Origin of the sequence: Photobacterium frigidiphilum (genome assembly GCF_003025615.1) — a bacterium.
Classification (GTDB): domain Bacteria; phylum Pseudomonadota; class Gammaproteobacteria; order Enterobacterales; family Vibrionaceae; genus Photobacterium; species Photobacterium frigidiphilum.
In genome coordinates this window covers 68095-80913 of the sequence record NZ_PYMJ01000019.1, presented here as the reverse complement: position 1 = coordinate 80913, position 12819 = coordinate 68095, and the positions used below count along the sequence as shown (strand labels likewise).

The 12819-nt window shown below is 42.4% G+C and carries 12 protein-coding genes; 9 read left to right on the top strand and 3 right to left on the bottom strand.

All coding sequences use genetic code 11. From position 1 onward, the window contains the following. Positions 1-7: 7 nt before the first annotated feature. Entirely contained in the window at positions 8-970 is a 963-nt protein-coding gene (locus tag C9J12_RS17570; protein ID WP_107243898.1) for a DUF4382 domain-containing protein, read from the bottom strand. Positions 971-1206: 236 nt separating this feature from the next. On the opposite strand from C9J12_RS17570, the gene C9J12_RS17565 reads away from it, so the two are divergent. The 9 genes from C9J12_RS17565 (at position 1207) to yjjX (ending at position 10258) form a co-directional block, all read left to right on the top strand. Next, positions 1207-1905, top strand: a complete 699-nt coding sequence (locus C9J12_RS17565) for a hypothetical protein (protein ID WP_107243897.1) — start codon at positions 1207-1209, stop codon at positions 1903-1905. A gap of 79 nt (positions 1906-1984) precedes the next feature. Continuing rightward, on the top strand, positions 1985-2683 hold the full coding sequence (locus tag C9J12_RS17560) for an ABC transporter ATP-binding protein (protein WP_107243896.1): 699 nt from the start codon (positions 1985-1987) through the stop codon (positions 2681-2683). Continuing rightward, a complete protein-coding gene (locus C9J12_RS17555; protein WP_107243895.1) occupies positions 2671-4005 on the top strand; it encodes an ABC transporter permease in 1335 nt (444 codons plus the stop codon). Before C9J12_RS17560 ends, C9J12_RS17555 begins: the two co-directional genes overlap by 13 nt. After that, a complete protein-coding gene (locus tag C9J12_RS17550) occupies positions 3998-4840 on the top strand; it encodes an outer membrane lipoprotein-sorting protein (RefSeq protein ID WP_107243894.1) in 843 nt (280 codons plus the stop codon). Before C9J12_RS17555 ends, C9J12_RS17550 begins: the two co-directional genes overlap by 8 nt. A 2-nt stretch (positions 4841-4842) precedes the next feature. Further along, entirely contained in the window at positions 4843-6246 is a 1404-nt protein-coding gene (locus tag C9J12_RS17545) for a hypothetical protein (RefSeq protein ID WP_107243893.1), read from the top strand. A gap of 14 nt (positions 6247-6260) precedes the next feature. Further along, on the top strand, positions 6261-7283 hold the full coding sequence (locus tag C9J12_RS17540) for a sensor histidine kinase (RefSeq protein ID WP_407675690.1): 1023 nt from the start codon (positions 6261-6263) through the stop codon (positions 7281-7283). 40 nt (positions 7284-7323) lie between these two features. Further along, the gene (locus C9J12_RS17535) at positions 7324-8136 is read left to right on the top strand and encodes a LytR/AlgR family response regulator transcription factor (RefSeq protein WP_107243891.1); all 813 of its coding nucleotides are present in this window, start codon (positions 7324-7326) and stop codon (positions 8134-8136) included. A 771-nt stretch (positions 8137-8907) separates the two neighbouring features. Further along, on the top strand, positions 8908-9546 hold the full coding sequence (locus C9J12_RS17530) for a helix-turn-helix domain-containing protein (protein WP_107243890.1): 639 nt from the start codon (positions 8908-8910) through the stop codon (positions 9544-9546). A 187-nt stretch (positions 9547-9733) separates the two neighbouring features. After that, positions 9734-10258 carry an inosine/xanthosine triphosphatase gene (gene yjjX / locus C9J12_RS17525; RefSeq protein WP_107243889.1) on the top strand — a complete coding sequence of 175 codons (525 nt, stop codon included), beginning with the start codon at positions 9734-9736 and terminating at the stop codon, positions 10256-10258. Between the two features lie 111 nt (positions 10259-10369). Here the strand turns inward: yjjX and trpR are convergent, their stop codons facing one another. Together trpR and sltY are read right to left on the bottom strand one after the other, a co-directional pair. Continuing rightward, on the bottom strand, positions 10370-10681 hold the full coding sequence (gene trpR / locus C9J12_RS17520; RefSeq protein WP_011217411.1) for a trp operon repressor: 312 nt from the start codon (positions 10679-10681) through the stop codon (positions 10370-10372). 120 nt (positions 10682-10801) lie between these two features. Continuing rightward, positions 10802-12736, bottom strand: a complete 1935-nt coding sequence (sltY, locus tag C9J12_RS17515) for a murein transglycosylase (protein WP_107243888.1) — start codon at positions 12734-12736, stop codon at positions 10802-10804. Positions 12737-12819: the final 83 nt, after the last annotated feature.

Genomic DNA, 12819 nt, shown 5'->3' with positions numbered 1-12819 from the left:
TGCAGGCTTAAAAGCTAACCGTTAAGCCTGTTGTAGACAGTGCCAAATCTTGTTTGATAGGCTCTGCAATCTTTAATAGATCACCGCCGTCTTCAGGATGATCTTCGCTGCCATTACACACCAGTGCCAGATCATAAGTGCCGAATGGAACATAACCAACATCAAACGTGCCATTCTGAGTTGACGGATTCACATTAACAGCAACAGAAGTATACGGTTCAAATTCAGATCCTAGGTCGCCGTGAGCTAGTGTTGAAGCTGGGTAAACGTAAACGAAGGCATCATCGATATTGTTTATATAATCATTACAGGCGCTACTGCTCACAGTGCCATCGATAGCAGCGACATTTTCATTATTAACTAAGCGTACACCACGTGGTTTTAGCTGATAGCCATTGGCATTTTGTACCATACTTTTACGTAAATCGAATTCGAGCGTATAAGCTTGTGTTGCATCCGCAACAACATCGAAACCGTCTAATTTTAGCTCACCACTGGGTACTCGAATACCTTCCACACTATGGGTATCGGTTTCTATTACATGGGAATACGGTGTGCCATCGCTATAACTGCCATCTTCTAGTACTGATAATCGCATTTGAGTGTATTTACCCGATTCCATCAGTTCATCGCTTAATACTTGTAGCGAATCATTACCTTGATATGCCATCAAGTTAATCACCATGAAATCAGGGTTGCCGTTGCTATCAGAAGGTATTTTCATACCTGCTACACATTCGGGCGAGCTTTGATCAGCAGCAAAAGATGTTGTGCCCCAGCTCGATTCGCCACCATCAACGTGATGAACTGAAATCTGATCAAAGGCAACACAGACTTGCTCTAAACCATCAACAGGTGCATCAGAAAAGGCTAACGAAAAAGTACCTGTACCATTGCTATCTGACGAGTCTGAACCACCACAACCAGCCAAAGCCGCACTCACAAGACCTACGATTACTGCTTTTTTCATTGCTCACCCTCTTTTATTATCGTGAGTAAAGACTAGCCTAAATTCAAATTTCGCTATAGACACCAGCACTCGTTATTGGCAATCTTGACAGTAAAATCACATTCAAGATGCAACTTTACCTGCTATCTACCCCACTTACCGTTTATCTGCAATACCGCCCGTTCATCACATTGATAAGAATAGAAGCATGTTTGTCAGTAACCTTTCAGCATCAACATATGAAAAGGACAGCAACCATGATAATTCAAGCGCAGCATTCAGCTCTTTATTACATCAGTAAAACAACCCGCTATTCACTGGCCATTGTTGGCATCGTATTAAGCAGTATTGTTATTACAACCATAAACCCTGTGCTGGCAACCCCTTCCGTAGAGACATTGGCACTGTATAACCAAGCCGCTTCGGGCGACGAAAGTAAAGTTGATGAAGTATATAAACAGCTTAATGACAACTTAAATCAACAAGGGGCCACACCACTTAACTTGGTTTATCTCGGCAGTACACAAGCGTTGCAAGGAAGGGATGCTTTTCTGCCATGGAACAAAATGAAGCTCACCGAAAAAGGGTTGGCAACGATTGATAAAGCGTTGAACTTATTGGGCAATCTTAATACGCCTCTCGAGCAACAAGATATCGTTCAAGGCTTACCTGAGGCTTACTTAACCCAAGCTATGGCAGCGGTGACTTATTCTAAACTGCCCGATCTCTTTAATCACTTCGAACGTGGATACGATCTGTTTATCGGTTTGCTGTCTGAGCCTCAATTTGAACAGCAGCACTTTGCGGCAACAGCGTGGATTTATCACTACGCCATTCAAGCTTCTCTTCGTGCTAACGATCTTGAACAAGCTAAACAATGGTTACAGATCATGGAGAGTAAAGATCCTCAACATGCCGATACCATCGCCGCAAAAGCATTAATCAGTAATACCTAGTATCTAGCACCTAGCATCTAGTGCCAGAGATGACTCGTAATAAACATGGTCAGCGAAGCTTAAGGAAAAGGGGAAAACGATGATCCGATTTAATCAAATACAAAAAACTTACCAACTAGGCAATCAATCAGTGCCTGCTTTGCAAGGTATCGACGGGCATATTCAAAAAGGTGACATGATTGCTCTATGTGGGCCTTCAGGTTCAGGCAAAAGCACCCTACTGAATATTCTTGGATTACTGGACATGGATTACCAAGGCGAGATCACGCTTGATGGAAAAGCTTACCCAACAGAGCGATTAGCCGCTGCCAAAGTGCGTCGCCAGAAGCTTGGGTTTGTATTCCAACGGTTCAACTTAGTGCCAGTCATGACGGCATTAGAAAATGTTTCTTACCCGCTGCACCTCAATGGATTCAGTAAACAGCAACAAGACGAGCTCGCGCTACAGATGCTAGAAAAAGTGGGATTGGCCGATTTTACTCAACAACGACCCGATAACCTTTCTGGCGGTCAACAACAGCGTGTCGCGATTGCTCGGGCATTGGTTCATAAGCCAGCCTTGGTTATTGCTGACGAACCGACCGCGAGCCTAGACAGCCAAAGCGCTAACGTAGTGATCGATATAATGAAGCAGCTGGGGCATGAAATGGGCACCACATTTATCGTCGCGACTCATGATCCTCGCATGGCGACCCGTTGCGATAGAAGCATCGCGCTATTTGATGGAAGGCTTGTTAATCACGCTAGCGATATAAGGGGCATGTCATGGGCAAGTTAGCAGCACGGTTACCGCATTTTCCGGTATCACTTCGGTTTGCTTGGTTGAACCTATTGCGCAATGGGCGACGCAGCTTGTTGTCGATTTTAATTATCGCCATCGCGGTATTCGCCCTCACCAGCGCTGGTGGCTTTGGCTTATACACCTATGAATCGCTGAAAGAATCGACCGCAAGAGATACCGGACACCTAACATTAAGCCAACCCGGTTACTTCACCCAAGATGAAGACATGCCGCTCAGCAATGGTTTAGATAATAGCCAAGCATTGATCAAACAGATCATCACCGATGATGCCATACGCGGTATTCAACCTCGTATATACTTCAGTGGTTTAATCTCTAATGGCAGTAAGTCGACCATATTCATGGGCACTGGTGTCAACGAGCGTGAATTTGATATGAAAGGACCGTTCCTCGATATCAGAGCAGGTCAAAGCCTATCTGATGTAACCTCTAGCCGTTATGACCCTGCCGAACCACAAGTAATGTTAGGTGTCGATTTAGCCCGTAACCTAAAAGTCGATGTAGGGGATTGGGTAACATTACTCGCAACCACTAGCGACGGGGCACTTAACGCATTCGATTTCAATGTACGTGGCATCTATTCAACTGGCGTTCCAGAACTCGATAAACGTCAGCTATACATTCATATAACAAGTGCACAAGAGTTATTAGCGAGCGATAAAGTCAGCACTCTATCGGTATTCTTATTTGAAACCGCACAAACCAATGCCGTACAGCAACGTATTGGCAAACAACTTCATCAGCTGTCCAGCTCTTCTTACCTATTATCAAAAGCATCTGAGCAATTATCAAATACATCAGATCAACTGTCTCAGCCGATTGAAATCACCCCTTGGCAAGATCGCGCGTTCTTCTACAACAAAGTAAAAGATTTATACGACCGCATCTTCGGCATTATGGGAACAGTGATGGGCTTGGTGGTATTCGTCTCCCTATTTAACACCATGACCATGACAGTGACGGAAAGAACCCGAGAAATCGGCACCTTGTCGGCCCTTGGTAGTTACCCATCAGAGATCGTTCGAGGATTTTTATGCGAAGCAGGGTTATTAGCACTCATTGGTAGCATGCTAGGCGCAGTATCTAACGCCTTAATGTGCGTGTTGTTACTATTTGTCGATGTTCAAATGCCCCCGCCGCCAGGAAGAAGTGAAGGCTATCCGCTGAATATCTACTTCTCATTTGAGCTCGTTACATTGACCACTATCGGCGTGATGTTTATTTGTTTATTGGCTGCATTTTTCTCTGCGCGTAAAGGCGTAAACAAACCCATTACCGAGGCATTAATTTATGTTTAACTTATATTTTAGCCCTCATACGGCACGTAGTTTTCAATTCAACCGAACGCTGGTTTGCGCTGTTTTACTGGCACTTACATTACCGATATCGTCGTTGGTTTTTGCCAATGAAAGCATCGATCAACTTGAAGGCATAAACCAGCAAGCCGTAACAACAATGATAACCAAAGCCGACAGCTATCGCATTCATCCCGGTGCAGCTAAAGTGGTTTCATTAGTGAAGCTTTATGAGTCAAACACGTTAGATAAAACGCGTCTGTACAATGTGTATTCCCGCCCTGATCGCGAATCACTGGTGGTATTTAAATCAGCAGTGGAAGCTGGGCAAAAAATGCTGATGATTGAAGATAACTATTGGTTATTGATGCCCAAAAGTCGTCGTCCTATTCGTATTACCCCCATGCAAAAATTACTGGGTGAAGCATCTGTTGGTGATATTTCAACACTCACTTGGAGTGAAGATTATCAAGGTGAATGGGTAAAATCGACAATCATCAAAACACTTAATGGTGCAGAAGTAACAACCCACCAATTAAAATTGACCGCCAAAACCAAAGGGGCCAGCTATCAAACCATCGATCTGTGGTTAGCCGCCAATAATGATTTTCCAATCAAAGCGGATCTGTATTTACGTTCGGGCAAAATGGCAAAACAAGCGTGGTTTACTCAAGGTTTGCGTGAAGGGGTAACCAGCGTTGTCGCCATGACTCTACTTGATAAGATCCAACCCCATAAAAAGACGATCATTGAATATCAAGCAATCTCACGCCAGACGCTGGAAGATAAATATTACAACCCAGCGTATTTGTCTCGCAATAGTGTGTCAGAGCTATAATCATGAATAAAAATAAGGCGATTAAAGCATTCAATAACATCGGGATTCTTATGATCCTGATGTTACTGAATACGCCATGTTCAGCCGCCAGTAATAGTGATTTATCGCTACACTGGGATTGGATGATCAGTGCTGAAAGCGTGCAATCAAGAAACTCACCATTTATTCCGCCGCAGCCTGATAGCCGTCAAACCATTGATGGATTATTAGAAGTGGAAGTGGGATACAAACAATGGCTAGGATTGATTTCACTTAAAACCACGGATCTATATTCAGAGAATCAAGGCAGCACTTCAAGCACTAGGCAAAATACTCTCTCAAGCAATGAGCCAAACAGTGATCCAAGCGCTGAATTCATTATTCGAGAGCTGTACTGGCAAGGCGGTTTTTCCTTGGCGAATGAAGCTCTCGATGAACAGTACATTGATGTCACATTGGGTAAAATTCGATTAGATTGGGGCGTGGGTTACGGATATCGCCCGCTTGATATCATTAAGCCATATCGCAGAAATCCCGTTGGAATAGTCGCAGAAGAAGGGGCTGGCGTAGTGGCATTGTCTGTTTTCGATGCGACAGGTGAATGGACGCTGCTTTACACCGATTCATCATGGACATCGCAATCACTGAATGACCTAGAGCGGCAATCTCAACAACAAGGTGTGGGCATTCGCCACTATGGTATGCAGGGCGAGCAAGAATACCAATGGCTGGCTTACTATGACGATGTACGCCATGGATTAATCGGTGGCAGCATGGTGTCTGTATTAGATCTCGCTTGGGAATTTCATGGCTCTGCCACTTACCAACATCAAAGCCTAGGTTATGAACTACCAAGTTCGAACCAGCAACCCGTCGTTTTAAGTGAGCAAGGCAACGCTTTTCAAACCTTATTGGGGTTAACGTGGGCTAATGAAGTGGGCAATAGTATTATTTTAGAATACTGGTATGACAGCCGAGCTTGGTCTTCATCGCAATGGCAGCAGGCTATCGATACCGCCACCAGCCTAAATAAAATAGCAACACCATCGACGAATTCAACTCAGACTGGAACATCGCAAAACACAGCATTGAGTGCATCGTATGCGCAAGGTTTTCAGCTTAGCAATATTGTTCAGCATAATGTGATGTTGCATTGGTCACTCAATTCAACAGCATGGGCACAATGGGATTGGAGTCGAGAAATAAATTGGATTCAACACGTAACGCCAACCTTTGATTTGCTTTACTCCCCTCAAGATAATGGGATTATCGCGACACAGTGGCTGAACTATGAATGGATAGATACTGGAAGTGCATCTCTCGATTTAGAGCTTGCTGCACGATTTTTGACTGGAAAATCAAATTCAGCTTATGCTAACTTGCCAGATAAGCATATGATTTTGCTAAACCTGAAAGGGCGATTCTAATGAGCAATATACAGATGGACGAAAAAAAAGACATGGATCACTCATGGGCTAAAACGTTCCTATTCACCAGTATCTTTTGTTTTATCATCGCGTTAACCACTCAATCGGTTTGGCCTAGTTCGCTTTTTAAACACCTCATTATCAGCTTTGGCTTTGGCTATAGCGCTATTTTCAGTGCCAAGCTTATCGATCTTGTATTCCCTTCAGTTTCACGCCACCGAGAAATCATCTGTACTCTGAGTTTTTCGATGGTCTTTGGTACCTTAAATGCGCAATATTGGGTGAATGATTTTCTTGGTGAAGATGGTTGGAGCAACCTAAAACCCGTTATATTACTTGGGCTTATTTTTACTAGTTTTTGCTATTACTACTTTTATTCAAAAGAGCAAAAACTCATTGCAGATAAAGAACTCGAAACCCTTAAAAGAAAGCAAATAGAGCAAGAAAAAGTACTATTAGTCAGCCAACTAAAGCAACTGCAAAGTCAGATCGAACCGCATTTTTTATTCAATACACTAGCCACAATCAGTGTGCTGATCGAAACTGACAGTGATAAAGCTAAATTGATGCTAGAAAAACTAACAGAGTTACTGCGCGCAACCCTCAATAACACGAGGCACCAACAAACTACGGTAGAGCAAGAAGTCTCATTGGTTGAGGCATATTTGAAGATCCAACAGATACGGCTTGGGGATAGATTAGAGTATGCCATCAACATCGACGGCATCTCATCAACCCAAGTATTACCACCGCTATTAATTCAACCGTTAATCGAAAATGCATTAACACATGGTATTGAACCAATAGCCAAAGGTGGGAAGGTCACACTCGATATAGTCAACCTTGGTGAGAGTATGCAGATCAGCGTAACGGATAACGGTGCAGGCTTCAGCCCCACCCCGCATGCAGTAGGGCATGGATTAGGGCTAGAAAACATTCGCCAGCGCATAGAGATGTTATTTGACGGAAAAGCCAGTATATCGATAAAAGAGCACCGTTCTGCTGGCGTCATTTCAACTTTAACCCTACCTATATAAAAACATGATTAGCGAATTAAACGATCTAAGGACGGATAAGATGACACAATTTTCAACCGCGATAATTGCCGACGATGAACCGCTTTTACGTCATCATTTAAATCGTTCTTTAGCCGAAGTATGGCCAGAACTCGAGATAGTGGCGAGTGCTGAAAACGGAAAAGAAGCGTGGTTGAAAATCAATGAGCATCAACCAGACGTTGTATTTCTTGATATTCGCATGCCAGAATTAGACGGTATGGCACTGGCAAATAAACTCAAAAAAATGCCTACCCCACCCTTGATTGTTTTTATTACCGCGTATGATGAATATGCAGTAAAAGCGTTTGAACAAAGTGCGGTTGATTACTTATTAAAGCCTATTTCCGAATCACGCTTACAGACTGCCTGCACTAAATTACAACACCAACTTTCAATGCAGCAATCAGAACAAAAACACCCATCAAATGCACAATCGCAACCCGACATATCAGCATTGATCCAGCAAATTCAACAGTTATCGACACAGTCTGAGCCACAATACCTCACTTGGATAAAAGCCAGCGCGGGTGATGACATTCATTTAATTGCGATATCCGATGTGATCTATTTTAAAGCGGAAGACAAATATGTATCGGTGTTTAAGCGATTACCCAATAACGCCGCTCAAGAATATATTATTCGCACATCACTGAAGGAATTGCTTGCACAGCTCAATCCAGATTCATTTTGGCAAATACATCGTTCAACCGTCGTTAATGTCGCAACCATTGAAAAAGTGAAGAAAGATCTAGCAGGAAGAATGTCAGTTATCATTGATGGGCAAAAGCTGCCTGTTAGCCGAACAGCACAGAGTTTATTTAAAGGAATGTAATAGTTAGATTGATAGATTGAACCAACAATAAACTGTAATTAATCGTACCAAGCCCAAACATATTTGTTACTAATAAATAACGTCATTTAAGCTTTTTGAAGAGCCAAAAATGAGTATAAAAACGAAAGAAAATCGCGACAAAAAGCCTAACAAATAAGATATTTTAACGAGAATCAGCCCACAAGGTGTATAGGTTTACCATCATCCAGATATAACGCGATAGTATCACCAACCCTCTGTTTATATTCCTATGGGGTATTCACTGTTTTTACCCATTAAACGCCGAGCAGAATTCGCCATGACGCCTCTTGATAAACCAGTAAATTAAGACGCTATTTTACATGCAAAATTTCAAGTAGAAACATCAGTGCCCCTCAACAGAACCATCACTAAAACAGTAATAACAACCTGAAATCAGATAATCGCCATAAGAATCATATGATAACAATGATAAATAGCGACACCAATCATACAGAAAATGTATAGCTCACCTTAATCTGACGGTTAAAAAGGAAGTCCGTTATAGGTCTGCACCTTCTCTTTATTTTATAAATCACCTTCGTTAAAAACACGTTCTTGATAAAAAACTTAATTTACGATGTGAATTTTGTTCCATTTTTTACCCATTCTTATTGTAAACTATATTCCTTTAACGAAATCAATCGCACTTTTTATACCTCATAGATTCCTTTGATAAGGATGTCAGTAGAATTAGGTATGACTTTTAAGAATGCCCTTTGCATTCGTATAACGGTAGCGGGAAGCTTTATAATGGGATATTTAGAAAGAATTAAACAGTTAGCTAAAATCCAAGGAATTAGCCAAAAGCAACTTGGCGAATCTTTGGGTCTTCAGCAAGGAACAATGAGCCGTAAGTTATCGGGTAAATACGGTATTGAAGTCCGCGAACTAGAAAGAATCGCTGAGACATTAAATACGTCTATCGGTTACCTTTTAACAGGGCAAATTGATACAAGCACTCAAGCAACGACAGCCATTACTCATGAGTCTTCACAAGGTTCAACCTGTACTTACATCCCCATTATTCACCGTAAAGATTTTGGATCTTTCATCGACGGTGAATCAGTAAATGTGGTCAGTAAACGCGTAATACCACAACACCTTGAACGTAATGATTGCTTGGGTTTATTTGTTGATAACGAAAATATTTCGCAATGTGCACCTATTGGCAGCTATGCATTAGCCACCAAGCAAGCGACTTACCGCCCTAAACAACCAGTATTTGCATCGGTACGTAACAGTGAGCCTGATTTTTATCACATGACTCAATTGGCTGATGGTGTCATCTTTTCGACATCCCAACCCGATTTCCCTAACCTCTTTGTCAATAATGATGAATTTAAAGTTCACGGTTACATCATTCAATCAGATTGGGCTTACGATCGTTAAGCTCTGCTTGTAATAGATATGTGATTTATATACCAACCTATGATTTTAACTAGAAAGAGTTTCAAAACAGGCTGCTTCGATTATTTCAACAGGTCTGATACTTGTTTAGGTTGGTATTCACTTTACGACTACGTAGAATAGCGAGGGTAAAAAACCGTCGATATTATTCTTTAGCTAGTGGTAAATCATGTCAAAAATTATTGTTGCCTCTGCCAACCCTGCAAAAATTTCTGCTGTTGCTTCAGCATTCTCACAAGCCTTTCCTGAGCAATCTTTTACTGTCGAAGGCATTAGTGTCGCCAGCGAAGTAAGAGATCAGCCTTTATGTGCAGACGAAACCTTACTCGGTGCAAGAAACCGTGTTAAGAATGCACGAAAGTTGCAGGCTGATGCTGATTTTTACGTCGGACTGGAAGCGGGAATCGATGGGAATTTTACCTTCGCGTGGATGGTGATTGAAAACCATAAGCAACGCGGTGAAGCACGCTCGGCTTCTTTGCCTTTGCCCCCTATTGCGCTAGAAAAAATCCAACAAGGCATTGAACTTGGTGATGTGATGGACGATATGTTTAACCAACAGAACGTTAAACAAAAAGGTGGGGCCATTGCAATGTTAACCAATCATACGCTCAGCCGCAGTTCGGTCTATCAACAAGCACTGATTCTGGCATTAATTCCATTTATGAATGAACAATGGTTCCCTAGCAGCTAGCGCCGGTGTAAAACGTCAGGCATTAAAAAATCCCGTTACGATCCTCATTATTGAAAAAAGAGTATCGTGACGGGATTTAATGTATTCAGAGCGACTGGCTTATTGGAGAACTTATTGCTGTTGCTTCTTTAATAAAGAAGCCAGCCATTCTTTTGTATCGTCACTCTGATGCTTTAATTCATTAGATCCTCGGGTAATCGTTGCTACCCCAACCCCTAACAATTCACTAATTTTTCGTTGGCTACGCTGCCCATTCATTAGCTCATGAAGAATATTCACGCGAGCCAATAACGCTTCTCTTTCATCAGGGGTAAGTAATAGCTTCAGCATCACGTCATCTTTCTGCTCTAATGCTGCCTGACGAAGTAAATCTACGACCTGTTGCCACTCGGTAAAATCAGCCGTTTCCGGAGTTGTTGACATGTAAACCTCATTAAGGCGTTTTGAATCTTCAAGGAATGTTAACCTGTTCTGATCCTGTTGCACACTAATTTGATAAATTCTGCAAGATTTCAGCCTTGCAGAATCACCGTCAAACACCCTTTAGTAACGGGTTGTTAATTCATTCTTTTTAAGTAATACCGATTTTTTACCCATCAAGTCGCTGTAGTAAATTTCAAACATTAAAACGTTCTGTACATAGCCACGGGTTTCATTAAATGGAATCGCTTCAATGAAGGTATAAACATCACGAGAACCGCTGTTTTGGCCCTTCCAGCGATTCACTCGACCAGGACCTGCGTTATACGCTGCAAACGAATAGACACGGTTATCATCGTAGCGTTCTAGCATCATTTTCAAGTAACCACTACCAAGGCGAATATTCACACCTGGATCAAACAAACTGTTTTTCCCAGTATAATTACGCCCCAATTTTTTAGCCGTTTCTTTGGCAGTGGCTGGCATCAATTGCATCAAACCTCGTGCCCCAACGGGTGATTGTGCTTGTGTGTTCCACGCACTTTCCTGACGGGCTAATGCCATCATCGTCGGAGTTGGCAGGTCACGTTGCTTACTGAAGAAATCAAACCACCACTTATGAGCCATCGGAAAACGCAATGTAACGTGATCCCACAACTGGCCAGAAATGGTTGCCTGTACCGCTAAATGGTGCCATTTATGTTTGCCCGCATAAGCGGCCAACATACGCTTTTGCTCAACCGTCTTTCCACTTAATAAGTAATACCATTCACGATTCGCATCAAGCGACTTATCCAGCGCAATCAGCTCTTGAATACGCACCAAGGTTGTCGTGTACTGCTTACTTTGCTTCGCAATACTCTCTGGCACCGTTTGGGTTGGATAGACGATCGGCTTGTTTAACACGGTGGCCGCCGCGGCGCTGTAGAAATCACGTTGCCCTAAAATCGAGCTGTACAGCTTATTCGATTCTGATTGTTTACCGTTACGCGCAAGGAAGTAGGCTTGCCAGAATGTCCAACGCGTGGTGTCTTTTGCTTCTTGTGGTAAACGATTCACCCACTTTTCAGCTTCCGTATAATCAGCTTCGCGTAACGCTAATCGAATACGACGTTCTAGCGCATTAACGCTCGAGCTGGTTTTTAGCTTGTTGTCACGCCACTGAATAAGATCGGGCTTATCTGTCGACATCAACCTTAGCGTTGTGTAATCCGCAATGTGCTGGGTACGTGATGGAGTAAGGTGTTGCCCATCAACAGTACGCTGAAATTGTTTAACCGCTTCTTTTACATCTTTACGGGCTAAACGCTTATAAGCGGTTTCCGCTAATTGTTGATTAAACTCGGTGACTTTACTGCGTTTGGCAAAATCAGCGACGTTCTGTGGTTTATCTAATAAGCCTAATACATCGTCACCTATCGCTTGGCTCGTACCTGATAATTGTTTATCGAGGTATTTCAGTAAGCCACTGTTGCCTTGCTCGTACGCTAATAACATACGATCGAGAATCCGCTGATTAGTCCGTTTACCCGCTTTCGTCCAATCAGACAATAAAGGGTCACACTCGTCGTTGATAGAAGTGCCAGTTAGCCAAAGTGCATTGGCTCCCTGCCAAGCAAGGTCCTTATTGCCCTTCTGGCTTTGCGCATAATAGTAGTAACACTTTAGTGTTTGTCCGTTCGGCTCATTTGGCTGAACCGTTAAAAAGTCATTCCAGCGTTGTGTTTTTGCTAGATAACTTAAGTAATTCCCCTTAACTGTCGTATTAAAAGGGAGATCCTTATAATCAGCAACAAACCCAGTCACTTCCTTGGGTGTTTTCTTACTGAGATCTTTAGAAAAATCATGATAATCTAAGTATGGCGTTAAAGGGTATTCATCTAATTTTTCACGTAATTGACGATAACCATCTTCATCTCTCTTATCTAACGCTTTACCTGCTTGTACATACCACTCACGTTGCTGCTCAAGCTTAGAGGCGTGACTTGCTGGCACACAACTTAAACCGAATATCACCACGGTTACGGTTACTACCTTATGGACTGAAAAACTAAGCACAAGAAAACTCCATTTCGGTTTTAGGATGATATTTATTCATAGTAAACGCTAATTATGAACAATGCTGTTAATCTTATGTCTAG